We start from the raw sequence: 25,640 nt of genomic DNA, 5'->3' as shown, positions 1-25,640 counted from the left end.
AGTCTGATGCCGGGCAGTGAATGCAATGTTCCACAAAAAAAGGATCTGCAGCTCCGTTATCCGGTATTGCAGATCCTTGATATTCCTTCTCTATATCGACTACATCAAAAATGTACCTACGACAAAAGACACTCCGACGATGATCGAGCGCAGCAGCTGTGCCAGAGCCACATTGCCTTTGGCAATTTCCTCGCACACCTTGGTACGCGGCGTCACCAGATCAAAAATCACATAGACCAAACACAATACTACAATGCCTACGGCCGACCATGTCAGCATTTCGAGCCATGAATGACTGCTGTACGACACCATCCCCACGATAATACACAGACCTAGCAGCTTTGCACCCATATAGATGCCTGCCGCCTCATTGCCGCGTGCGATTTCTTGATTATCGTTATAACGTGTCAGCAAACTGAACACAAAATAACCTACGATTAAGATAGCAAATAGGATAAGCAGGCCGACACCTACATTGCCCAATGCGTTCCCCAAACTGATATAAGAGTCCAATTTTCTTCCTCCTTATGATACTTCAGGATTTTGCCAAATCCTCACTTGTGAAAATGAACAGATATGTTCGAATATTGTACATTTTTTAATTCAGCTTATATAATTTGCGGATTAGGAGGTGCGGTGGCAACGGCGGCGGCGCAATAGTAGGCCATATCACCTGTTACCTTTTCACCGATTCGCGGCAGGACACCCGCAAAACGCCCTCCAATCACGAATATGCCTGTCAGCACATAGCCGTGGAATAGTCCTTCGTCGGTCTGTACCTCTGCACTCTGCATCGGCCACAGCCGCTGATAAATCTTAGGCTGTCCCTCGTAATAAGCGGCAATATGTGCGGCTTCCTCCTGCTCAGGCGTTCGTGGAGCGTCAGCTTGGTGAAGCAGATCAGGGTTGTCAATCTCCGCAGGTTCAACCTCTCCCAAGGCGCCTTTCAGCATCTCCTCGGATTGAGGATGTTCAATCAAGTGCGTCCCTTTACCCTCCCGTCCCCATATACCTTTGGCCACATAAGGCTCTTTATTTTGCATAAACACCGAGGGCTCAAAATACGTAGGCAGCAGGTAGGTTCGTATCACCTCCAGCTCGCGATCGTCAAACAAACGAAAGCCACAGAACTCTGGTGTTTGCTCATTGCGCTCATACAGTGACCACACGGTTGCGGTGAACCCTTTGCTCTGGGTAATGATATGCTGTGGCGGGTTGATTAATCCTATTTTCCCGTCTGCCACCATATCCATTAGTGCCTGCCCCACCTCAAGCCCCGTATTCTCTTCCCGGTCATCAATTAGATATTCCAGCGGATACAGGCGATAGAGAATGTGGATCTGCTCTCCCCGGTGATACAATCCTTCATTCGGGATAATCTCCAGTTCTTCCAAGGGAGCATAAACGACTTCGAATCCGGCTTGTTCACATAAATGCATAATATATTTGGTGTTGGTCTGATCCTCGATGTGCCAGTCATAGCAAGCAAAATACACCTTTGTCCCTAATCCCTTGCGGCTATAAAAATGAATGAGCTCCGTCAAGGCAGACTGAATCGCCTCGTCCATTCCAGTTGAGGGTCCATGTAGTGCATTGTCATCCTCCGACATTCCTCCCTTACTCAGCACCTCCAGCAGCTTTCCTTCGAGATAAGCCACCTCGGGAATCCCGGTTGGGGTATCGGTGTTATTCTCAATGCACTTGATACCCGCTTCCCCCACAATCCAGTCCTGGCGGGTTATCCCATCCGGCTCGGCCTCCATACGTGCAGCACGCAGCAAGCCCGGATGAATCCCCAACCGTTCCACCAGGTATTCATCCGGCATATAGCGCTGAACGAATTGCTGAACCTTGCGATAAATACGATGTACCGCCTCAGAAGCAGCCTGAAGCTCTGCCAGCTCGCTTTCCCGATATACCGTTAAGGCCGGCACGCAATAGGATTTGCCATACATGCGGTGATACGGGATGATACGGCTGATTTCACCCTTAAAAAGCTCATCATGTTCATAAGGCAATTGCCGAATCGTACGCATGCTCATCTTAACCCCCAGAGAAGAAGCCGCTGCGTGAGCCGCTGCTGCCAAAACCGCTGTGTGAGCTGGAAGATGAGGATGAGCTTTTGCGGTATGAGCTGGAAGATGAACGACTGCTATGGTATGAGGAGCCTCCACTATAATAAGTCGATCCGCCATAGTAATACCCGCTGCTGCCTGAATCCCGACACGCTGTTTGTTCCGATACAGGAAGCTCATCGCAGTCATAATACTCGTCGTCACCGCACCCCGTCAGAGCAGCTGGGACAGCCAACATCAGGGCAAAGGCTGCCATCCGTGTACGAGAGCCGGGCTTGGATTTCATCTTTTCCCAAGAATGCTCCATCACAGATCGACCTCCTTCACAAATAGATGTACCTTTTTCAGCTGAGGGTCCAGTACCGAATATATAAATTCATATGTTTTGCCACCCAGTACTGTATAGTGATCTAATAGCCGTTGGGCCAACTCCAAAGTAAATACCGAACCTTCCCGCTGATCCATACTACGGAATGCAGGTTCATGCCATATCCAGTACATTGCACTGTATGTGGAAGTGTAACCTCCCTCACTGGCAAGCACGAGGTCTGTGATGGACGCACCGTAAGGCTTTGCACGTTCCCCTGTAAATTCAGTCACATAGACGGAATGATCCGTATGTTCCTCACTTTCATTCGATATATGCGACCATAGTTTGTCATGGAGACGCGTAGCGTCTACAAGCTTGCGTAGAAACAGCTCATCTCCCGATACGGATTCCCGTGTCAGGCTGCGCAGTTCCTTTTGAGTGTCTTCCGACCATTCGCGATACGTTAATGAATAATAAATGATGATTCCCTTCCCTTCCTATACGCTTCTGTCATGAGGTTTGCAACAAATCAAAGCGCTTATGTCGTCGTTCACTATACGAGATTCTACCTTGAAAAGGTCCAATTTGGAAGAAAAACACGACAAAAAGCCGCAATCCCTAGGATTACGGCTTGGTTTTCACTGCTACAGCTTGATATTGTTCTCGTCGAAATATTCCTCTAGCGTCATTCCCTGCTTGGCTACATCCTCCGCAATGTCTATTCCCACATAACGGATATGCCAAGGCTCGTACACATAGCCGGTTACATCTTCCTTACCCTTCATATAACGAATAATAAATCCGTACTCCGGTGCATGTTTTTCCAGCCATTCGCCTTCCTTGGAAGCTCCGAAGGACTGCTCCAGCACATTACCCACGCTTGGACTGGATACATCAATGGACAAACCTGTCTGATGCTCACTCGTACCCGGTACAGCGCTAACTTTAGAGGCATATTCCTGCCCTTTTGTCTTTACATTGTTGTTGAAAATAGATACCTGACGCTTATAGGAACGGTATCCCGATACCGCACGCAGCTCAATGCCGTCTTTTTCCGCACCGTCGAACAGCTTCTCCAGTGCCTCTGCCGCTTCCTTACGCAAATGCCGCTTTTCATGCGGTCCCTCGAAGGAAAAAGGCACCTGCGGCTCCACCAGGTCATCGGGGACATAGCCTACAGGCAAGCTGCGCTTTTTGTTCACAACGACTGTATCAGAAGTCGCATTGGTGACAATCGCAGTTCCATCCTCTTCCTTAACCGTGGCTTGCAGCGCACTCTGGCTTCGCAACGCCATCACAGGGTCGGCCTGTCCACTTTCTGTACCCGTAGAGGCTTGTCCAGCGCTAGTGCTGCCATTGCCCGCATCCGGCTGGGCGGAAGGCTGTACATTCTCCTGTACCGCTGTAGATGACTTCAACGGCTCGCTTTCCTGTCCACCTGATCCTCCCTGCTGGCAGGCTGCCAGTAATAACCCTGGCAGGATCAGCCCTGGAATGAGCGCTTTGGTCCATCTCTTAGATGCTTGCGTCTGTTGTATATGTCGTTTCATGCTGGTATCTCCTCCAATATTGCATTTGATGCATGACTTGCTGTGACTTTTTCGTTTCCCCATTGTAACTGAACTTTTGGCACTCTTCGAAGCCATTATCCCGTTCGATGAAGGCGAATAGACTCGAAAAAGGAAGTATATACCCGAATTGTTACGGAGTATGACGTTTTTGCGGGATTGCAGCTCGGGCCCGCTCAGCTACCCGCTCACGTATGAGTTTCAATGCCTCTCCCGCACGTGGTAAACCCGGCAGCAAATCTGTAATATCCGCTTCCTTCTTAGGAGCAAGCTTCTGCGGCAGACGAATCTCAATTGCATGAAAGCCTGCACCGGGACGATGCAATGCTCCTTCTGCGGCAGACTCCGCAATCCATTCGCTAATCGCTGCCGATCCGCTGCGTCCGCCCTCTGACCGCGAGGTAGACTCAAGCGCGGGGGATGTCCCCTGCACATGGGATAACTCCCCGGCCCAAGCACTGAATACGTACTCCAGCAGCTCTTCCCGTGTCATTCCGACCAGTTCTAGACAGGTCTGCGGCTCGCTTTCCAGACCGGTTTGAAGGGCTTTCTTCACCTTGTCGACTACACCCACGCCATCCTCCGTGCTAGAAGTGGCTGTCTCAGCTGCTAGCTGAACGATCTCATCCAGCGATAGACAGGTTTCCCCTTGCAAAAAACGGTAGATGTCCAAAGGATCTGCTTTTAGCTGCTCCAGCCATGCTTTTCGCTGTTCGGGGTTCAGTACAGGCGCTGGGCCAGTCCATTGGACAGCATGTGTGGAAGGTACACCCTTTGATTCGCCTTCCAACCCATTTCCGTCTAATTCCGCTATCCATTGACCGTCAGTTACTTTTAGCTTCACTCGCGGCCTCGTCATCGCCTTCATCCTTTCTCTGCTCACTCAATCCATACATCATTTTGCAACGCAATCAGACCGCGTAATTCATCATCAGACATTTCGGTGAGCCAATGTTCACCAGAGCCGACAACCTGCTCGGAAAGTGCCTTTTTGCTCTCGATCAGCTCGTCAATCCGCTCCTCCAGTGTACCTTGGCAAATCAGCTTGTGCACTTGTACATTGCGGCTTTGACCAATACGGAATACACGGTCCGTCGCCTGATTTTCCACTGCTGGATTCCACCAGCGGTCATAGTGAATAACATGGCTGGCACGTGTTAGGTTCAGACCCACGCCGCCTGCACGCAGGGAAAGTACGAATATATTAGGGCCTTCTCCCTGCTGGAAGTTGTGAACAATTTCATCTCGTCTGGTTTTCGCCAGTCCTCCATGCAGAAAATACGGCTCTTCCCCGAAGATTTTGGCCAAACGAGAGACCAACAATTCCCCCATCGACACATATTGGGTGAATATCAGCGCCGATTCGCCGTTCTCGCGAATCGTCTCTACCAATTCCAGCAGTCGCTCCATTTTGCCCGAGTTTTCCGTTTTACCACTATCAGCCCGACCCGGAATGATCAGACCCGGATGGTCACAAATCTGCTTCAACTTGGTCAGTGAAGACAGAACAAGCCCTTTGCGAGCCATACCGATCTGCCCATCCAGTGTTCCCAATAATTGATCCACCACGCCCCGATACAATCCGGCCTGCTCTGGTGTCAGTACACAGTAGGACTTCAACTCCAGCTTCTCTGGCAAATCCTTGCGTATATCTGGGTCGCTTTTGAGCCGACGCAGCATGAACGGGGAGACGAGCCGATGAAGCTCGCGCAACGCGGACCCCCGCTCTTCTCCCGCCAAACTGTAACGCTGGCGGAACGAAGACGCCGTACCGAGGTAACCTGGATTCAGGAATTGAAAAATAGACCATAGCTCGCTCAGCCGATTTTCCACCGGAGTACCTGTCATGGCAATCCGGTGTGGAGCAGACAGCTTCATGACGCTTTGTGCTTGCTTTGTTCGTGCATTTTTTATATATTGCGCCTCATCCAACACGATAGAGGACCAGTATACCGCAGATAAATCGCTGCCGTCCCGGCCCGCCAAATGATAGGTAGTGAGGACGATATCATACTCACGTACACTTTCCTGAAACAGCTCGCCATGGAGTCGCTGGTTGCCATGGTGAATATACAGCGACAAATCCGGTGAAAAACGTTTTAGCTCGCGCTGCCAGTTGCCGAGCAAGGACGTCGGACAGATGATCAACGCCGGACGTTGATCATCTGCACCAATGCCACCATCGAGCAGGCAGGTGATGACCTGAATCGTTTTACCAAGCCCCATGTCGTCCGCAAGGCAGACGCCAAAGCCCAATCCACGCATCGCAGCCAGCCATTGAAAGCCGCGCTCTTGATAGGGCCGTAATGCGCCGTGCAGTGTCTCCGGCACAGGCCGCGGCTCTACCGAACGGAGTACGCCGCCCTCAGCCAAAGACGCAAGCAATCCGGCGGATTCCGCGCCAAAGATGGACAAGCCTTTCCATGAGGCCTCGCCTGCACTTTCATTTTCTGCAGCCAGATGCATCCATTCGGACAAGCTCATCTCACCGTTTTCCCCGCGCTTGATAAAGCGCAACACCTGACGGATTTCCTTGGGGTCGACCTCGATCCATTCCCCTCCGAGACGTACATACGGCAAATTGGCCGCGACGATGCTTTCCAGTTCCTCCATCGTCAAAGTCGTATCACCCAGCACAGCCTCGGCATCAAACGAAATCATGCGGTTAATGCCGACAGACGATGTATCGGCAATCACACCATCTGGCTTGGCACCCTGCTCTGTCGAACGCATTTTGAGCCGCAAGCCTGCACGTCTTCGGCCCTCCCGGCTCCAGCGTGAAGGCATTTGCACGGTGATACCGTTCTTTTGTAATGCAGGAACGGCTTCCGTCAGGAAGCGGAAGAACAACTCTGGCTCCAGTGTCAGCCCCTCGGGATAAGGACGATTCAACGCTTCTTGCAATATAGGTGCCGCTTCAGCCGCCTGTCCGAGCCTCATTAGCAGTTGAGCCTGCACTTGACGATATACAATTCCGCCTCGAACCAGATCACGTTCAGGATGTGCCCACAGTGCCAGAGCAGGCAGTCGCAACCCCGGCTCAGCATCGCTTTCTGCCCAAAAGGTAATGCGCCAATCTTTGACACTCTCTTCCAGGGAAGGCTCCAAACGAAGGCACAACCGCAGTTGCCCTTCTATCGGCTCCTTGTCTTCCCGTTCCGTGACAGGCATTGCGCTTCCCTCAACAGAGGACGCTTGAAGCACCAGCTCCTCCATCTCCGCTGGCGTTCCCTGAATCGCCACCGGGCGGGAACCTGTCAGCAGACTGTTCCACCACAGCTCCGCCAGCGGTGATCCTCCGCGCCGATACTCTGCGCGATATCGACCCAGCTCACGGTCTGATGCTGCCAGCACCGCGGTCGTTTCCGCATGGATGACCGCACACAAGAAGGAGTACAGCACGATTCCGGCTGCATCCTCGCGTGTTTCAGGCTCCTTACCCGCAAAAACGGCCGGAGCTGCCATACAAACAGCTGGCATCGCAGCAGCCAGCTCATGAAAGCGGCGTATGTCCTCCTCTTGACACAGTCGAGGAATCCACACCCCGACAGCCGCTTCCGGACCACGACGACGCGGTCCCGATGGACGCGCCTCTGTAAGCGATGGCGCAATTTCGCCCCGTTGCATCAGCTCTAGCGCAAAATAAGCGGCTTTTTGCCAATATTGCATTTCCTCGCCCAGCGTAATGCCCGATGCCGCACAGCCCTTCTCGTCCATGCGGGTCAGCAGTGCCATCGTCTCGCGCGGTTCCAGCGCCAAACCCTCCAATGTACGCCCCAACATGGAACGTCTTTTGCCACCTCTGCCCGCGGTTTCCACACGAGCAGTGTTCGGTATCCGTACCTCAGCAAGACGCAACGCAGCCTGCCGAAACGGCCGAAGGTCTCCCTTTAGCGTCAGCCTGCGGATTACACTGCTCCACGCATCGATACGTGGTTCCGACGTCTCACCAGAAAAGCAAAAAAACACATCTCCGAGCCATATTCCATAAAGCGGTTGATTCATATCTGTCTCCCGTCCAGCCTTTTGAATTATTACTCTTCATCATATACGAAAACGGGCTCTTTTCAAAACTTTATCACAAAAATAAATGGAAAGTCATAAGTTAATAACCTTAAATATTCATGTGATTAACTATAAAAGGGGGGAGTCCGAAAAGCCATGGAAATGGCTATGGATACTCTCTCCTATTCGTCATCCTCCTTCAGATAAGGATGCAGGCTGTCTTGCAGCAATTCCTTGACCCTCATCCGCAGCTCTTTCGGATATATAACCTCGGCCTCTGGCCCGTATTTTAGCAAAAGTCGGGACACATATCTAAACTCTTCGATCGGAATATATCCCTGCCATTCCTGATCCTGCCCTTCTTGATGGGAAACATTTTGGAAGAGAGCATCTGATCCAGCCAGCCTGGCACCCAATGCGGTAAATTTTATTTTGGACGGAATTCCTATACGGGATTCCTCCGAAGCCAACCATTCCTGAAGTGTGGGAAGGCTGTCCAAGGTTTCGTCCAGCATCGTTATTGTAATCACCCGATCTGAACGGTACAGAATGATGCGGTCTCTGCTATGCGCTGGCATGTACCAATATCCGTGATCAAAATACAGTCCAATCGGATATACTTCAGTCCACTTTTCACCGGAAGCGGAGCGGTAAAACATGTTCACCCGGCGCTTATTCAGCGCAGCCTCCAAAATGATTGAGGTGTAGGGTGACTCTGCGTGAGTGGGTAGCATACGAAAAGAAATGTACTCCTTTAATTGATCAATACTGTCCTGCACATCCTGTGGAAGCTCGGCATAATAGTGCTCGGATAAATGTCCACGAACCGAGCCAAAAGGGATATCTGGAATGTTCTCCAACAGTTGCAGCATGAGGAAAAGACCCAGAGCCTCGTCGCGAGCAAGATGAAGGGGAGGAAGAAGCCGATTGGGGAGTGCTTGATACCCGCCATGAGGACCCATTTCGGTATAAAGGGGTAACCCGGTCTGCTGCAAATAGTCGAGATCTCTTTGTATCGTCCTGACGGAGACACCAAAACGTTCAGCCAGCTCACGCGCCGTATATTTTTTTCGGGAATCCAGTATCCTCATAAGAGCAATTCTGCGTTCGTTCATAAGGTACCCCTCGAATCCAAAATTAATTTTAAATGACCGTTTTAACTACGACATACTATGTCATAAATACATTGTAACATTAGGAAATAGAAAGGAGTGAATGAACTATGGAAGATTTGAAATCAAACGCAGTTGTGCTGTATATTGCCATAAGTCTCGACGGGTATATAGCTTTGCCGGACGGTTCGGTGGACTGGCTGTATGATGTTAAAGGAGATGGCGGGGACAATGGATATGCCGACTTTTACTACACTGTAGGTACAGTGCTGATGGGCAGGCTGACGTATGAGGAAGTGTTGAAGCTCTCAGATGATTTCCCTTATGCTGGCAAGCCATGCTATGTGCTCACACGAGCATTAACGGAACAACAGCAAGCGCCACATGTTACATTTACGGACGAAGCTCTGACTGAACTGGTTCCACGTCTACAAGGAAAATCGAAAGGTGCGGTATGGCTAGTCGGTGGAGGCCAGTTAGTTCAGGCCTTCTTACAAGCTGGACTGCTGGAGAAGGCTATCATTGCGATCATTCCCAAGGTGCTTGGACAAGGAATACCGTTATTTCCAGAAGGAACGCTACCAAGCACATTTAAGCTCAAAGAAATAGAACGCCGTGGGGATATCGCTCTGCTCCATTACCATTTATAATTTTGTTTACAGAAAAGCCTTCATATTTCAGGATCATGCAATATCCCTGAAATATGAAGGCTTTATCGCGTGCTTTTGTTCATTATTTGGTCTTCAAATTATCCCATGTTCTCTGGAAATCCTCGAATAGCTTCCCGGCATCCGATTTACCTGCCACATAAGCTTGCATCTGACTTCCGAATTCTTGCTGTGCTCCTTCAGGATAGCGGCTAAAGAACCAGCCCAACAGTTTGTTTTCCTTACTGTATTTCACCACTTCCGCACCCAGTTGGCCCATATCAGCCTCTGCCCCTTCGATGCTCTTGAACGCTGGAATAAACTTGAATTCCTTGGTGATATACTTTTTACCCTGCTCGGATGTCACCATCCAGTTTAAGAACTCCTTCGCCTCGGGTTTGACAGTCGAATTTTTATTAACTACCCAGTTGTTAGCGACACCTACAAACAGCTTATCTCCGGCTGTTGCGTCTTCACCAATCGGCATAGGCAAAATACCCAGATTCAGCTTCGGATTAATACCGTCAATTTGGACCTGAGTCCAGTTCCCTTGCTGCATCATGGCAGCCTTTCCAGTGGCGAAGTTCGTTACCTGCGTGTTGTAATCGGTCGTGAGCGGCTTCGAATTGCCATACTTCATGGTCAGATCGAACAGCTTAATCCACTCGGCGAATACAGCGTTGCCCGGAATCTTTGCTGTTCCATCATTTAGTCCTTTGACGAAGGCCGAAGGATCCGGCTGATTGGCAAATGCCACGTTCAGCAAATGATTGCCCAGCACCCAAAATTCCTGATATCCATTAGAAAATGGAGTAATCCCAGCGGCTTGGAGCTTTTGCGCAGCTCCCTCCAGTTCGGACAATGTTTTAGGGGTCTCCGTAATCCCCGCCTTCTTGAACAAATCCTTGTTATAAATAAAGCCGTACCCCTCCAGATTCATCGGCTGGCCATACAGCTTGCCGTCTTTGGTCATCGGTTCTTTGGCGACATCGACCACATCGCCAACCCAAGGCTGGTCAGACAGGTCCTCCAAATATTCCAGCCACGTATCCAGCTCGCGGTAACCTCCTACGTTAAAAATATCCGGCTGCTCCCCGGAGGCGAACTTCGCCTTTAACGCCGCTCCATAGTCACTGCCCCCGCCCACGGTCTGAATATCGAGCTTGATCCCTGGATGAGACGCTTCGTATTCCGCTTTCATGCGATTTAGTGCTTCTGCAATCTCTACCTTAAACTGAAAAATGTGAATTGTTTTTTCCTTCACTTCCTCTTTGCCTGCGTTTTGTCCGCCACTGCTGTTACAACCTGCCAAAACCAGGGCAAAGGCCGCGAGAAGCAAGATCAGTGCTTGAGCTTTCTTTTTAAAAGTATGCGTTTTCATTTTTATGTTCCTTTCTATTCTAAATTCATATCAGATGAACTCGAAGTATTCATGTGGAAACGGAGCAAACGGAATGGTGCTGAACAAGCGATAGCGCTCGCCTTTGTCTCTAGATTCCCACCTTTATTCGTTTATTCAGGGGAATCTGGAGGCAACAGCGATGGTAAGCACCATCCGTTTGCGGAGTGGCACACCGTGTACATTTTCAGCTCATCGCCACACTCAACCTTTGACCGAACCAGCCATAATACCTTGTATAATATATTTTTGCATGGCCAGAAAGAATACGATGACTGGCAAGATGCCCAGCACCAGAGCAGGCAAAGCCAAATCCCACTGCTTCGTGTATTGTCCAAAAAAGGCATAGGTCGCAATCGGAATCGTGCGCAGTTCAGCCTTTTGCAATACCAGAGAAGGCAGGAGATAATCATTCCAAATCCAGAGCGTATTTAAAATAATAACAGTTACCATCATCGGTAGCATCAACGGATACACAATTCGGAAAAACACTCCGTAAGGCGTACAGCCGTCCACCGTAGCTGCCTCTTCCACCTCGACTGGCACACCTTTGACGAATCCATGAAAGAGAAAGATCGACATAGGGGCTCCGAATCCCAGATAACAGATTACCAGACCACTTATACTGTTCATTAAATCCAGTGTACTTACAACCTTGACCAAAGGAATCATCACCGATTGAAAGGGAATAACCATGGCAGCTACGAACAGGCTGAACAACACTCGATTATAACGCGTCGGACGCCGGACCATTCGGTAAGCAGCCATTGAGCTGATCAGTACGAGCAGTAGATTACTAACTACCGTAACTACAAGTGAATTCCATAAAGCTTCGGGAAAACGCGTGATGCTCCACGCTCTAGCGTAGTTGCTCCATACAAAGGTTTGTGGCCAGGCCGCAGAATCGGTGAGCAGGTCACCAAAGCTTTTGACCGAATTCACGAATAAAAAGTAAAACGGGACGAGGAATAACAATGCGACGAGGATCATCACCATCTCGGTCGCCCATGTTCCAAAGCGGTAGCGCTTGCTTGTTTCCATTTACGCTTCCACCTCCCGACTTTTCGTCAGTCGTACCTGAAGGCTCGTAACCAGAGCAACAATGATAAAGAAAATGAGCGCTTTAGCTGTTCCCAGCCCATAACGATTATTCACAAACGCTTCATTGTAAATATTGAGTGCAACCGACTCTGTGGACCCGAAAGGACCGCCTTTGGTCAGTGACAAATTGAGATCGAACATTTTGAATGACCATGATATCGCCAGGAAAAGACATACCGTAACGGCAGGCATGATCAGAGGAAGTATAATCGACCGCAAAATTTGCATCCGGCTTGCTCCGTCAATTTCGGCTGCTTCCAGCATATCGCGGGGCACATTGGTCAGGGAAGAGATATAAATAACCATCAAATACCCGGCAGTTTGCCAGATAAACACGATTACAATGCCCCAGAAGGCCGTGATCTCATCTCCCAACCAGGACAGGTTGAAGAAGGACAAGTTCGTGCTCTCTCCGATTGCTGCAAATCCCTTGACGAAAATAAACTGCCAGATAAAGCCCAGCAACAGACCTCCAATCACATTAGGCATAAAAAAGATGGTCCTGAGTACATTTTTTGTTTTCAGCGGTTTGGTTAAAAAATACGCCAGCAGAAAGCCAAAAATATTCGCAGCCACCACTCCTACCACCGTAAAACGGACCGTAAACCAGAACGCTGTCCCAAATTTGTCATCATTCCATAAAATGTGACTGAAATTATCCAGCCCGACCCACTTTGCCTCATTGGCTACCCCATTCCACTCTGTAAAAGAATAGTACATTCCGAGCATAAAAGGGATTACAATAATGATAACGAAAAATAACGTCGACGGCCCTACAAAAATGCATTGCTGGAGCCATTGCGACGACTTGGCGCGATTCAATCCGATCCCCCCCTTTTGTTGTCTGTTGGTGTCTGGAACGCTCCCTTACGGCTTTCTTTCAGCAGCATGATGCTTGGGCCGTACGGATATGCGATTCACATGTTCATTATGTCGAATTAGCGCTCTGGAGAACACGTAGGATCGTGAACCATTAGGGGGGAAAATATTGACCTCTGGCTCGCCTTGAATTGTGAAAGGAGCTCACTGCATGAAATTTCACAGTATTCGTTCCCGCCTGATCTGGTTTTTGCTCATTGCGGTCACTCTGCCGCTGCTGCTGTCGATGACTATGACCTTCGTTCTCACCAAGCAATCCTTGCGGGAGCAGGCCACACAAGAAAATGAACGGCTTATTTTTCAGGGAATTACGAATCTGGATAACTATTTACAGGGACTGAATCGGGCGTCCATCGGAGTCTATAATGACCCCCATTTTCTGCGTAATCTGGCCAAAATTCCGGATGATTACCGGGCCGTCGCTGAAATTTACACCACACTGCAAACGATGATGAATGCTTCGTCAGGCATTGACCAAGTGTATTTGCATTCTTTTGAGGCTGGGCAATCCACGTTGATTACCAGTACAGTCCCGCTACGGGAATTCCGACTGGAGCCCTTTACTGGTTCTATTCATTACGGCCCTTCTGGACTATTCATACAGCCTTCGCACATGAAGCATTTGTACGGCTTTTCGGCGGTTTCCTATACGGAGCACAGCACAAAGCGGCAGGTATTTACACTTCATCGGGCGATTCGGAACATTCCTGCCTCAGAGACGCTTGGGGTACTAGCTATAGATGTTGATCTGGAGCCGCTGCGCAGTATTTGCCGTCAATTGTATGATGCAGATACAGAGGAGCTGTTTTTGATCGATCGGAACGGAACAATCATATATAGCGGAAAAGAAGCAGCGATTGGAACACACTGGAAGGAATCTGACCTGCTCAATCGAATTTCTAAAGAAGGCGAGCACGGAGTGATTGAGGATGATACGGCACTGCACGTATACGGCAAGCTGGATGCCAACCTATCAGGCTGGACACTCGTCAAGAAAATTCCACATCGTACGCTGTATCTACGGGCTACCCGCCTGACTCAGATTAATGCGGTCATTACAGGCGCAGCGTTGCTACTTGTCATTGTGGCCACGTTATGGATTTCGATAAAAATCACGGAACCTATTAAGCGACTGACTCGCTACATAAACCAGATTCAGTCCGGTCAACTGGATGTAGACATTCGGGCCATGAGTAACGATGAGATCGGAGTACTGTCGCGCCGTTTCAGACAGATGATGGATACCATCAATAACCTCATTTTGCGGGAATACAAGCTAGAGCTGGCTAATAAGACACATCAGTTGAAAGCGCTTCAGGCACAGATTAATCCTCATTTTTTATATAATACGCTACAATCGATTGGAACCCTGGCTCTACAGCATGAGGTGCCGCGGATTTATTCTCTGCTCTCTTCCCTTGCCAAAATGCTGCGCTATAACATGCGGGACCATACGGTCGTTACACTCAAGGAAGAAGCCGAACATGTAAAACAATATCTTGATTTACAAAAGGAACGCTTCGGTGAGCAATTAGAGGTCACTTACCAGTGGGAAGATGAGGTCCTGAATGATCGGGTGCCTAAAATGATTCTCCAACCGTTGGTAGAAAACTACTTTAAACACGGAGCCGATCCCCGGCTGGGGCCCGGTGAAGTTCGCATTACAGGCAGCCGAATCCGGGAAGGCATTGTGAAAATAACCGTGGAAAACAACGGAACTTCCATTCCACAGGCCGAATTGGAGCAGCTCCAGCATATGTTAAAACGTCCGCTGAAAGCCTACGAAGAGCCGGACACTAGCGAGCAGGATTCCATTGGCCTTCGTAATGTTCTATTGCGTATTCAGCTTCACTCGGAGGATGGTTCCAACACCCTGTGCGTAGACAACATCCTGCCTCATGGTGTCCGTTATACACTCGAAATTCGCACTGAAGCCCCTGCAGAAATTCATATTAAGGGAGAGTGATCTGTCAATGAAAGTCCTGATTGTGGATGATGAGAAGCATGTACGCCATGCCATTCGGATGCTCGTACATTGGGAAGCGTGCGGTGTGAGCGAGGTACTTGAAGCTGAGTCGGGCGATCAGGCGATTGAGGTCATTACCGCCCTTTCCCCACCCGTTGTACTTACGGATATGCGGATGCCCGGCAAGGATGGAGTAGCACTGATGGAGTGGATTCAAGTGAATTCCCCAGCAACCCGAGTCGTGGTGGTCAGTGGTTATGATGATTTTGATTTGGTTCGACAGGTCATCCGCCGGGGAGGCATGGACTATATTCTTAAGCCCGTAGATCCAGTGGAGATTAACGAGGCTCTAAATAAAGCCACTCAAGCCTGGCGGACAGCGGAGCAAGACCGGAACAGGCAGACGATGCAGGCCATGGAGGTCAACCGGATGAGGCCGCACTATGCCGATAAGCTCCTGACTGAGATCGTTTCCGGTATAGCGAGTACCCCTCTTTCCATTACGCCCTTACGTGAGGAGTTACGTCTTCCAGCAGCTATTCAGATATGTAATGCAGCTGTGATGAGTAGCACGCAGCTGGATGCCGATATACTGGACAAATATAAAACGCGTCGTGCGCTTTTGAGCTTTTCCCTGATTAACATTTGCAACGAATTTCTTGGAACTTCTCAAACCGGAATTGCATTCCGTCATCTGGAGCGTATGGACGAAATTATTCTGCTATATTGGGGCGAGCCAGCTCGTTGGCCGCTGCTCTTGCAGGATATTCACACAGGGATCAAAACGGCTTTGCGATGTTACATGCACATCGGGGTTGGCTCTTTTGGCTCTTTTGGCGCTTTTCCCATAGCGGCAGCCACTGCCTACCAAGAGGCACGGCAAGCGTTGTGGAAACGGGATGTGTTGCAAACCGTCGACTGGATGCACCAGAGTTCCCAGACACGGCAAAGCATTCGTCTTCCCCAGTTGCCTGAGATGGAAGAGGAACTGCGGCTTAGTGCACTCAGCTGTAATGCCAATCGTGTGTCGATAGCGGTAGGCCACTGGATAGCAGCCGTAGCCGAGCTGCCTTCGGTGACAGCAGAGCAGCTAGCCAGTTGGAATCAGGAGTTGGACTGGATGCTGGCCCGCTGGCTGAATGACAGACCCGGAGATACCGATGGCGAGGAACTGGCAGATGAGTCCGGCTCCATTCATGCATTGCCGGTCGACAACCGTGGCATGCTTTCCCTGCCCTTATGGCAAAGACAGGTTGAAAACCGACTGCTGGCAGCCGGTCAGGCACTTACACCAAGCCATAGCCCAAACAACCCGACCATCCGAGATATTGCCCGCTATCTGGATGCACACTATGACGAGGACATTTCTCTACAGGATATGGCGAGTCGCTTTTATCTCAGTCGCGAATATATTTCTCGTAAATTCAAGCAGGAGTACGGGGTTAATCTGTCAGACTATTTGTGTCAGATCAGGATGAGCAAGGCAAAACTATTGCTGCTGAATGACAAGCTGCGCCTTCATCATATTGCCGGTATGGTCGGGTATCAGGATGAAAAATATTTTGGCAAGGTGTTCAAAAAACTAGAGGGGGTCACGCCCGGCGAATTCAGAAAACGCCATTCTGCAAATCCTCAGCCGTGACCGCATACAACACGTGATCTTCCCACACACCATTAATCTTCAAATAGTTGAGAGCCAGCCCTTCGCGGCGAAATCCTGCCTTTTCCATCACTCGATTGGAAGGCGTATTTCTTGGCATCACTCCAGCTTGAATACGGTGTAAGTCCAACTCATTTAAGGCGTAGCGTATAATATCCTTCACTGCGGAAGTGGCATAGCCTTGTCCGTGGTATGCAGGATCTACAAAGTAGCCCAGACTGGCGTTTTGAAAGGGGCCTCTAGCGATACCCGACAGCTCCATTCTGCCGATCAGCTTATCATTTTCCGGCAAAAAAAGTCCAAACGTATATCCCTGTCCGGCTTGTGCCGCTTCCAAACCATTAGAAATCAGACGAGCCTGTTCTTCCAGCGTAAAGTAAATTTCAGGTCGTTCTGGCTCGAACGGTTTGAAAAAATTAAAATTTTCACGTCTGATCTCTAATAAACGTTTTGCATCACTTACTTGTAACAATCGAATCTGTAGCCCCGGATGGGTGGACTTTATCAAAATGGCGCCATTAGCTTTATGTAACATTGTCATTTTCCTTCTTTCTCAGTTATTCCTATATTATTGTGTTCACGGTCACGAGACAGGAAAATACCCCAGGTGCATGAGAGCAGCCTAGGGTATCTCCATCATTCAAAATTTAGTCCGTAACAGGCATCCAGCCTGGAAGGGTCGTCAACGCACCCCACAAGTAGTCAGGAATGACTAGCTCCTGCTGGGCTTGCTTGGATAATGTCGTGCGAATGGTATCTTCTGTGCCGTTTTGCACCTTCTGAACCCATTGCGGCTCCATCAAAAGCGGACGTCCCAGCGATACAAGCGGTACACCTGTCTCCAGTGCTGCAAGCGCCTCGTCCGGTGTATTCAGCGATCCAACTCCCATAATCGGCACACGGTTACCTACCTTCTCATGGATGAGAACGGTACGTGACCGTTCGTCACTGCGGTCGCGGAACGAACCACCGAAGAAATGATTTACGGAAATGTGCAGGTAATCCAGCCCTTGATCCGCCAGACGGTCTACAAGCACCATCGTATCCTCCAGCGTAATGCCTGGTGTGTGTCCTTCCTCAGGAGACAAGCGGTATCCAAAGATGAATGGCCGCTTTGCATGTTCTGCAATCACTTTCTTCACTTCGTGAACAACCGCCAGCGGAAAGGTCAATCGTTTTTCAAGACTTCCACCCCATTCATCGGTACGAAGATTGGAGTGCGGGGAGAAGAACTGCTGGACCAGGTAACCGTTCGCTCCGTGAAGCTCCACACCATCATAGCCTGCTTCAATCGCGCGGCGAGTTGCTTCGCCATAGGCACGGATGACGCGGTGGATATCATCAGAGGTCATTTCACGCGGCACAGGCGCACCTTCTTTTTCCTCGGCTACTGCGCTTGCACTGATCGGCTGTCCATCTGGAATTTGATCTGGTGGACACAGGCGGCCACCATGATAAATTTGCAGGATTGCTTTTGCGCCCTCCTGATGAATCGTATCCGCCAGACGACGCAGGCTCGGAATCAATTCATCCTTGTCCGCACCGAACTCATTGACAAAGCCTTTGCCATCTGGAGTTACATACACACAAGCAGTAATAACCGCGCCTACACCACCGGAACGTTCACGGTAGTATGCCAGCTCCTGGTCACTGACTTCACCATTTTCGTGGGAAGCAAAGTTAGTCATAGGTGCCATGGTAATACGGTTCTTCAACGTAACACCGGATGGCAGGGGAAAATTTTCAAATAGAGACTTATATTTTGGGTTCATTCGTTCTCTCTCCTTCAGTTTAAATCAGATCAGATAATATAAGGCTGTTGAGCATAAAGCCGAATACGAATTCGATGCAGTTTTCCTTCCATAACGAACTTAAACTACTGTTGCTTACTTAAATACAGTGGTTGTAATAACCACAGTATAAAGATCCGCAACTATAAAGTCAAATCTATCCTTTCTGACCTTCTCTAAACTGTTTGAAAAAGCTGAACCGCAGCTACTTGTCACAAGCCACTGACAAAGCTTAATGGTTCTCGGCTGTGCTGTTCTTCTCCTCCCGGCGGGAAAACCAGGTCGCGAGCAACGAGCCGGAAATATTATGCCACACGCTAAAAATCGCACTCGGCACAGCAGCAATCGGGTTAAAGTGAGCTGCTGCAAGCGCAGCGCCCAGTCCCGAATTCTGCATTCCCGTTTCCAGCGTAACAGCTTTACGCTTGGAAAGATTCATACCGAATAGCTTGGCAAACCAATATCCAAGCAGGAACCCGATACCATTATGCAAAATAACCACACCAAAAATAATCGGACCTGTCTCCAGAATCTTTCCTTTGCTGCCTGCAACCACAATAGCCACGATGAGTACAATCGCCAGTGTTGATATGAGCGGCAGCGCCTGAACACTGGCTTCTGCCTGTTTGCGAAATAGCGATTTAACGATAACACCCAGCACTATGGGGACAATAACTACGATGAGAATATCCATGATCAGCGACTTCGCATCAATATTCATCCATCGTCCAGCAAGCAGGTTAATCATCGCCGGAGTAGCCAGTGGAGCAATCAGCGTCGACACCGAAGCAATCGACACGCCCAATGCCACGTCGCCTTTGGATAAGAGCGTCATTACGTTGGAGGCAGTTCCACTCGGACAACAGCCTACCAAAATGACACCTACCGCAATATCCGGTGGCAGCTGCAATACTAATGCCAATCCAAAGGCCAGAAACGGCATAATCAGATAATGCCCGACCACACCAATAGCCACATCCACTGGGCGCCGGAATACTTCACGAAAGTCAGCCGCAGATAAAGTTAATCCCATCCCAAACATGACAATGCCCAGAAATAACTGTATGTATCCTTTCAACCCTGTAAACGCCGCAGGAAAGAAAAATCCCAAGCATGCAAATAAAAGTACCCAGATGGAAAAGGTTCCTCCTACAAATTTCCCTACTTTCTCCAAGCCATTCATTCTACTTATCTCCTTACTTCTATATAAGTTGAATCTGAGGAATTTCAGCTTATATAGTGCTTAAAATTTTCACCATTGTACTACATATGACTGCATATACATACAACTTTTTATGATTATACCGGGATCAAGAAACTTTTTCCCGTTAGGACATATTCGAAAGCAAAGTGGGTATATTCATAATAGAAGTTGTGACCAGTCGGTCATTTTGGATCATCATTCGTTGAGGAGGAGATATCCCTATGTCACGAAGTCATCCGTATAAATGGTGGAATATTATTGCATTTATCGCTGTCGTTCTCGTTAACATTCTGGCTTCTACACTTCCTATCGGCGGCAGAAGCACTGCTGCTGTATCCAACATGTACCCTACCTTGATCACACCAGCGGGTTACGCTTTTTCCATCTGGTCGGTCATCTACGTACTGCTCGCCTGCTTTGTCGTGTACCAAGCTACACTTACAGGGCAATCCAAGACAAGCGTTCAGTCCATCGGTATTTTTTTTATTCTAAGCTGTCTCTTCAATATCATCTGGATTTTCCTCTGGCAGTATGTATACGTAGAGCTGTGCGTCATCGTCATTATTCTATACTTGCTTTCCCTGAGCGTCGTGTATGTACGTACCCGCACGCCGCAGCCAACCCTTGGAGAAATGTGGTTCGTCAAGCTACCGTTCAGCCTCAACCTCGGTTGGGTATCCGTTGCTACTATTATCAACATTGCAGTGGCACTGGAAAAGAATGAATGGAGTGGCTGGGGACTCAGCGATACGACATGGGCGATCATTTTCCTGCTCATCGGCACCGCATTGGCGATCATGGTCAGCTTCCCTTATCGCGACAGCATTTATCCTCTCGTATTTGTATGGGCCTATGTCGCCATCGCCGTCGAGCATCCGAACAATGAAAATGTACGGCTAGCCGCATTGATCTTGGCGGCAATCATTCTGGTATACGCGCTATGGCTATTCTTTGCCCGTAATCGAGACCGGGATTAAAGAAAACGAATATGATCTCTAGCAAGAACAAGCGAGTTTGGGTCTGAATCATCTAGCCCAAGCTCGCTTGCTTTGTTTATTCATTTTAACCATGTGATTAGGTATGGACTTTAAACAAATCTATAAGCTTGCTTGTCGAGTGATCTGCATTGATTTTCTTCATATTGATAATATAATCCGACCTTTTTTCATACAAACGAAGTATTATGTCGACAAATTGTTCAGATTCCAAACAAAACACATTAAATTTGAGCAAACGGGTGTCTCTATTTAATAGGGACACCCGTTTGTCATGCAAACTTTTTATTTTATGAACGGATCTTTCAGATTATTCGCCCTTCAATGCAATGACTTCAATCTCTACTAGTGCATCCTTAGGCAGACGAGCTACCTCCACCGCACTGCGTGCTGGGTAGGGTTGTTCAAAGAAAGAACTGTACACCTCATTGACGCTGACAAAATCGTTCATGTCCTTCAGGAATACAGTCGCTTTCACAACCTGGTTCATGTTGCTACCTGCCTCTTCCAGAATGGCTTGTACATTGCTCAAGGACAGGCGTGCCTGCTCCTGTACATCCTTACCAAACTCACCTGTTGTCGGATTCAGTCCAAGCTGTCCCGAAGTGTAAATAAACCCACCTGCCTCTACCGCTTGGCTATAAGGGCCGATAGCACCGGGTGCTTTTTCAGTAGCAATTGTTTTTTTCATATGGGTTGGATTCTCCTTCCTGATACTGGTTCACCGTATTATAGCATGTGCAGTCCAAAGCCACTATTCCGTGCGACGGATTAACGCACTTGATGAATTAGAGATTACGATAGATGTGCCGCAACATACAAACTACCAATAAAACACAAATAACGCCACTGTTGTCCGAATCATCGGGCAACAGCGGCGTTATTGTCATTTTTAACTCTAGCTGTGGTTTTACACATTCTCATCAGGAGCCGTTCCTGTACCGGGTTCCTCATCATCGGATGTTAGTTCTGCTCCGATGACTCGAATGATGTCGTTCGGATAAATATGTACGCCGCTCGCCTGTGCGAGAGCAATTCGTACCATGGCTCGTGCGATGACCGGGGCCGGGATGGCGCGGTAGGAAGCGAGCTTGCCCGTCATCAGGCCGTCCAGTGCCTTCATGACAACAGCGGCAGCGGCTTCGCCCAAACGTCGTTCAGGTCTCGCGCCCAAAATCAGCGACGGACGGAACAAATGCAGCGCAGGCAATGCGACAGCAGCAAGCGCCTCTTCAGCCTCACCTTTGGTGCGATTATAAAACACGCGTGAGTCTGGATCGGCGCCCATCGCAGAGACCGCAAGCATCTGTACCGCTCCAGCTTCTTTGCCCAACTGGGCTGTCAGCACCGGGTAGTCCAGATCCACCTGACGGAACTGCTCCTTGGAGCCCGCCTTTTTCATCGTTGTCCCAAGGCAGCAAAAAACATCATCCACCCCTTCGAAGGCGAACGCCGCTTTCTGCGGCTGTTCCCAATCGATGAGCGCCTGCTCCAGCTTGGGATGCTTGATGTCCAATGGACGTCTGCCCATAACCATGACGCGGTTGTATTCCTTTTGCACCAGCAGCTCTCGTACAACATAACCCCCGACAAGCCCTGTTGCACCCACAACGACCGCTTTGCGTTCCATGATAGACCTCCTTTGTGCCATAGCGCTCCTGCTCCTACAATTGCGATTAGGTTAATTTAAAGGGTTGTTCGTCCGCCTCCTTGCTTTTGGACGGACACATCGGTAGGTACAGGGAAAATGTACTTCCCTTGCCCTCCTCACTCTCCAGACGGATAAACCCGCCCAACAAGCGGGAAAAATCACGGCTGATGGACAGTCCCAACCCAGTTCCTCCATATTTACGATTAATGGAACCGTTGGCCTGCTGGAATGCCTCAAAAATCACATGCTGCTGAAGATTGGAAATGCCGATGCCCGTATCTTTTACAGCAAATACAACCCAATCTCCCTCTTGTCCCTTTCGATCCAGATGTTGTGTGCTGATTTCCAGCAATACACGTCCTTCATGAGTGAACTTAAAGGCATTGGACAATAGATTACGCAAAATTTGCTGTACGCGTTTGGAATCAGACCGGATTTCATTCGGTATAGGCTCATGCTCCTTCAAGCTGAATTCCAGATTTTTATCCTTCGCTGTGACTTCAAAATGCATCATCATCACCTGCGCTATCTCACGTACACTGACTGGCTCACTTACGATTTCCATGTGCCCAGCCTCGACCTTGGATAGGTCCAGAATGTCGTTGATCAATTGGAGCAAATCATGCCCGGAGGCATAAATTAGATCACTGTACTGGTCTAGCTCGTCCTCATCCAGCTCTTTTCCCTGCTCGTTGATAATTTGCGCCAGATTAATGATGCTGTTAAGAGGTGTACGTAACTCATGCGACATCGTTGCCATAAAATCCGATTTATATTGGGAAGCCATCATCAGTTGCTTGGCACGTTCCTCTAGAATGACCTTTGCCTTCTGCAACTCATCTCGCTGCTCTGATAACAACTCATTCGCCTGCTTAATCTGATGATTCCGCTGCTGCTCCATCTGAAAGTCACGTAAAATCAGAGCAAATAAAAAACTGAGAACGATGCCGATAGGCAGTGTAAGAGGAACAACCTCCGCTAGATAGTAGCGCCAGGGAATGACGCCTAGAAAGGCAATATTTAACGTATTTACGATATTAACAGCTAAAATGGTTACCGATGCCTTGATAATCAAACGCCAGGTGGAACGGCGCATCCAGTAGTTCAATCCAGCGCACAGGACGCCCAGAATGCTCATATTCAAAAAGCCGACCCACGCCGCCATATGCAAACCGAAGGTAAATCTCGTAAGTCCGATTGCGACCCCAATAATAATAAGCGTATAAGAGCGAGGATACACCAACGCCGCGATAATCAGCGGTACGAAACGCAGATCAAAAATAACTGTTTCACTAAAGTTAAAACCAAAGCAAGAGCTGACCCATCCGCCAAATATCACTAGCAGCACCGAGCTGACATATTTGAACCGCGAAGAGGTACGACTCAAACCATATTTATAAATCACGTTCGCCACATAGGCAACGGCAATCAGCATCCCCAAATTCATTAAAAACATCATTGAAAATTGCATGGACTCACACTCCCATAGCGCAAAAAATTGGATGCCAGGCCTATGTTAACCGCGTCTGCCTTTCTTGTACATCATAACATGAAGCCCCATCTTTCGACATGTCAAAAGATCTTATATCCGTATATAAAAAAAGCGAACCTCAATGGCTCGCCCTAGTGCTGATACCTATAGAGTCAGCTGTGATGCCTTTGTTCCGGCGCCACTCTTTGACAAATAATTCGGCAAAATAAGGGTCCCATTGGGTTCCCTTTCCCTCTTCCAATATCATAACCGCCTTCTCTTCCTTCATACCCTGCCGATAGGGACGATCAGACGTCATCGCATCATAAGCATCCGCTACAGCAATGATTCGCCCAAATAAGGGGATATCCTCCCCAGCGAGCTGGTCAGGGTACCCCTTGCCATCATAACGCTCATGGTGCGAGCGCACGCCGGGCAAATAAGGGGCCATAGCATAAGCCGGCTCAACTTGCCGGAGAATGCTCTCTCCCATAACCGGGTGCATTTTAATCTGATCAAACTCCTCGTCCGTCAGCTTGCCGTCCTTGAGCAGCACAGCGTCAGCCACGCCTATCTTACCGATATCATGCAGCAAGGCCGTTTTGCGCAGCAAGTCGAGGTCCGTCTCATTCAAACCTCCCTTGCGCCCAATAAGTACGGAATATTCAGCTACACGCAAAGAATGTCCTGCGGTATAGGCATCTCGCGCATCCAGTGCTGCCGCCAAGGTGGCGAAGTAACTGTCCAATAGCTGACCATTCTTTTCTTCCCGTTCCTTCAGACCCTCGATCATCATGTTAAATCCTTCGACCAGCTCCGCAAATTCGTCTGAATACAAATCGCTGGCATTACTGTTCAGGCGGCCTTCCTTCACTTCATTCATTTTTTCTAGCAGATGGTGGATCGGCTGTTCGATCTCACGGGTCAGCAACCTGCCTCCCAGATAAGCAAAGGCTACACCAAAAATTAAAATCGTACCCGCCCAAGCCCAATAGGAGGTAGAATCCGTCGCCTCCAAACGTTCCAGGCGAATCTGTGTAGCTAAACAAAATAAAAATAAAGGAAAAGCACCAATGAGCGTCGCGCTTAACTGAAATTTATGCCGAAGCGATAGCAGGACTCGTCCTCGCAGGGACAGGTTTAATCCATATTGCTGGTAGGTTCGATCACGAATTTCCTCCAGAAGCGGTTTGATTGCTCTCATGGTCAGGAAAAATTCAACCAGTGCGTGCATGGAAGCGACCAGACAAGCTCCTATACAGGCGATTCCTACATAATAAAAGGGAAAAGTAAGTTGTCCAGTATGTATCATCCATAACGCAATAACGGTTGCCGGGATAGAGAAGCCTAACAAATGCGGTCCAACAATACGTAAAACGGACAAATTAGGCAGATGATGAACCCGGATATACACCGCTTCTACATCCTTAAGCGTTTCCTGGTTACCTAGAAAAAAACGATGAACGGGTCTCAAATGCATTCGAAACACTATGGTTTCACAAGCAATCATAATGACGCTGGAAAATGCAATAATTTTAACAAGACCCAGAATTTCATAGTGGGCTACATTTAACGTGGAAAATACAAAAATCATACCTACCAACAATACAGCGATAAACGAACCTATAATATAGTTCAGGATAACATGCTGAATAAAGCGCTTATAGGTCGGCAAATTGCTACCCCTCTTTTCATCCGTACACTCTAAAATATCTTGTGTATTCAATATCGGAGTCCAACCATCAAAAGTTTACCTTCTTGCTCGAGCATTTTACATAAATACGAGGACGGCTTTTAATCTGCAATT

22 protein-coding genes are annotated in these 25,640 nt (G+C 48.8%); 4 read left to right on the top strand and 18 right to left on the bottom strand.

The window, feature by feature from the left end:
• Positions 1–99 precede the first annotated feature (99 nt).
• The 8 genes from WA407_RS17705 to WA407_RS17670 all read right to left on the bottom strand — a co-directional run bounded on the left by WA407_RS17705 (position 100) and on the right by WA407_RS17670 (position 9,073).
• Positions 100–513, bottom strand: a complete 414-nt coding sequence (locus WA407_RS17705) for a DUF350 domain-containing protein (RefSeq protein ID WP_069290986.1) — start codon at positions 511–513, stop codon at positions 100–102.
• Positions 514–608: 95 nt separating this feature from the next.
• On the bottom strand, positions 609–2,042 hold the full coding sequence (locus tag WA407_RS17700; protein WP_254328978.1) for a glutathionylspermidine synthase family protein: 1,434 nt from the start codon (positions 2,040–2,042) through the stop codon (positions 609–611).
• A 1-nt stretch (position 2,043) separates the two neighbouring features.
• Positions 2,044–2,382: a hypothetical protein gene (locus WA407_RS17695; protein WP_023986799.1), complete on the bottom strand. Its 339-nt coding sequence runs from the start codon at positions 2,380–2,382 to the stop codon at positions 2,044–2,046.
• Positions 2,382–2,675, bottom strand: coding sequence for a hypothetical protein (locus tag WA407_RS17690; RefSeq protein ID WP_254328977.1), 294 nt, complete (start codon positions 2,673–2,675; stop codon positions 2,382–2,384). Before WA407_RS17690 ends, WA407_RS17695 begins: the two co-directional genes overlap by 1 nt.
• A gap of 354 nt (positions 2,676–3,029) precedes the next feature.
• A complete protein-coding gene (locus tag WA407_RS17685) occupies positions 3,030–3,935 on the bottom strand; it encodes a M15 family metallopeptidase (RefSeq protein ID WP_336077914.1) in 906 nt (301 codons plus the stop codon).
• A 151-nt stretch (positions 3,936–4,086) separates the two neighbouring features.
• Positions 4,087–4,812, bottom strand: coding sequence for a phosphoribosylglycinamide synthetase (locus tag WA407_RS17680; protein WP_336077913.1), 726 nt, complete (start codon positions 4,810–4,812; stop codon positions 4,087–4,089).
• A gap of 20 nt (positions 4,813–4,832) precedes the next feature.
• Positions 4,833–7,958, bottom strand: a complete 3,126-nt coding sequence (locus WA407_RS17675) for a DEAD/DEAH box helicase (protein ID WP_322172597.1) — start codon at positions 7,956–7,958, stop codon at positions 4,833–4,835.
• Between the two features lie 182 nt (positions 7,959–8,140).
• Positions 8,141–9,073 (bottom strand): helix-turn-helix transcriptional regulator, encoded by a 933-nt coding sequence (locus WA407_RS17670; RefSeq protein ID WP_336077912.1) that lies wholly within the window; start codon positions 9,071–9,073, stop codon positions 8,141–8,143.
• A gap of 107 nt (positions 9,074–9,180) precedes the next feature.
• Between WA407_RS17670 and WA407_RS17665 the strand changes: the two genes are divergently transcribed.
• A complete protein-coding gene (locus WA407_RS17665; RefSeq protein WP_336077911.1) occupies positions 9,181–9,720 on the top strand; it encodes a dihydrofolate reductase family protein in 540 nt (179 codons plus the stop codon).
• A gap of 82 nt (positions 9,721–9,802) precedes the next feature.
• Here WA407_RS17665 and WA407_RS17660 read toward each other — a convergent pair whose 3' ends face one another.
• From WA407_RS17660 to WA407_RS17650, 3 genes are all read right to left on the bottom strand, one after another.
• A complete protein-coding gene (locus WA407_RS17660; RefSeq protein ID WP_254326941.1) occupies positions 9,803–11,098 on the bottom strand; it encodes an ABC transporter substrate-binding protein in 1,296 nt (431 codons plus the stop codon).
• A 222-nt stretch (positions 11,099–11,320) separates the two neighbouring features.
• Positions 11,321–12,157, bottom strand: coding sequence for a carbohydrate ABC transporter permease (locus WA407_RS17655; RefSeq protein WP_025721894.1), 837 nt, complete (start codon positions 12,155–12,157; stop codon positions 11,321–11,323).
• On the bottom strand, positions 12,158–13,039 hold the full coding sequence (locus WA407_RS17650; protein ID WP_025721893.1) for a carbohydrate ABC transporter permease: 882 nt from the start codon (positions 13,037–13,039) through the stop codon (positions 12,158–12,160).
• Between the two features lie 208 nt (positions 13,040–13,247).
• On the opposite strand from WA407_RS17650, the gene WA407_RS17645 reads away from it, so the two are divergent.
• Both WA407_RS17645 and WA407_RS17640 read left to right on the top strand, forming a co-directional pair.
• The gene (locus WA407_RS17645) at positions 13,248–15,062 is read left to right on the top strand and encodes a sensor histidine kinase (protein WP_235307103.1); all 1,815 of its coding nucleotides are present in this window, start codon (positions 13,248–13,250) and stop codon (positions 15,060–15,062) included.
• 7 nt (positions 15,063–15,069) lie between these two features.
• Positions 15,070–16,704: a response regulator transcription factor gene (locus WA407_RS17640; RefSeq protein ID WP_336077909.1), complete on the top strand. Its 1,635-nt coding sequence runs from the start codon at positions 15,070–15,072 to the stop codon at positions 16,702–16,704.
• Here WA407_RS17640 and WA407_RS17635 read toward each other — a convergent pair.
• From WA407_RS17635 to WA407_RS17625, 3 genes are all read right to left on the bottom strand, one after another.
• On the bottom strand, positions 16,670–17,257 hold the full coding sequence (locus tag WA407_RS17635; protein WP_336077908.1) for a GNAT family N-acetyltransferase: 588 nt from the start codon (positions 17,255–17,257) through the stop codon (positions 16,670–16,672). The two genes, WA407_RS17640 and WA407_RS17635, sit on opposite strands and share 35 nt — an antisense overlap.
• Before the next feature lie 112 nt (positions 17,258–17,369).
• Positions 17,370–18,494 carry an NADH-dependent flavin oxidoreductase gene (locus tag WA407_RS17630; RefSeq protein ID WP_336077907.1) on the bottom strand — a complete coding sequence of 375 codons (1,125 nt, stop codon included), beginning with the start codon at positions 18,492–18,494 and terminating at the stop codon, positions 17,370–17,372.
• A 250-nt stretch (positions 18,495–18,744) separates the two neighbouring features.
• Entirely contained in the window at positions 18,745–19,695 is a 951-nt protein-coding gene (locus WA407_RS17625; RefSeq protein WP_254328967.1) for a bile acid:sodium symporter family protein, read from the bottom strand.
• A 242-nt stretch (positions 19,696–19,937) separates the two neighbouring features.
• Here WA407_RS17625 and WA407_RS17620 point away from each other — a divergent pair, with 242 nt between their 5' ends.
• The gene (locus tag WA407_RS17620) at positions 19,938–20,693 is read left to right on the top strand and encodes a tryptophan-rich sensory protein (RefSeq protein WP_254350827.1); all 756 of its coding nucleotides are present in this window, start codon (positions 19,938–19,940) and stop codon (positions 20,691–20,693) included.
• A 328-nt stretch (positions 20,694–21,021) separates the two neighbouring features.
• Here WA407_RS17620 and WA407_RS17615 read toward each other — a convergent pair whose 3' ends face one another.
• From WA407_RS17615 to WA407_RS17600, 4 genes are all read right to left on the bottom strand, one after another.
• Positions 21,022–21,402, bottom strand: a complete 381-nt coding sequence (locus WA407_RS17615; protein ID WP_069290971.1) for a RidA family protein — start codon at positions 21,400–21,402, stop codon at positions 21,022–21,024.
• A 219-nt stretch (positions 21,403–21,621) separates the two neighbouring features.
• Positions 21,622–22,341, bottom strand: coding sequence for an NAD(P)H-binding protein (locus WA407_RS17610; RefSeq protein WP_061830008.1), 720 nt, complete (start codon positions 22,339–22,341; stop codon positions 21,622–21,624).
• A gap of 46 nt (positions 22,342–22,387) precedes the next feature.
• Positions 22,388–23,833 carry an ATP-binding protein gene (locus tag WA407_RS17605; protein WP_235307097.1) on the bottom strand — a complete coding sequence of 482 codons (1,446 nt, stop codon included), beginning with the start codon at positions 23,831–23,833 and terminating at the stop codon, positions 22,388–22,390.
• 139 nt (positions 23,834–23,972) lie between these two features.
• Positions 23,973–25,508, bottom strand: coding sequence for an HD-GYP domain-containing protein (locus WA407_RS17600; protein WP_235307096.1), 1,536 nt, complete (start codon positions 25,506–25,508; stop codon positions 23,973–23,975).
• Positions 25,509–25,640 lie beyond the last annotated feature (132 nt).

It is taken from the genome of Paenibacillus sp. 203, from assembly GCF_037027525.1.
Classification (GTDB): domain Bacteria; phylum Bacillota; class Bacilli; order Paenibacillales; family Paenibacillaceae; genus Paenibacillus; species Paenibacillus polymyxa_B.
This window is presented reverse-complemented; position numbering and strand designations above follow the sequence as displayed.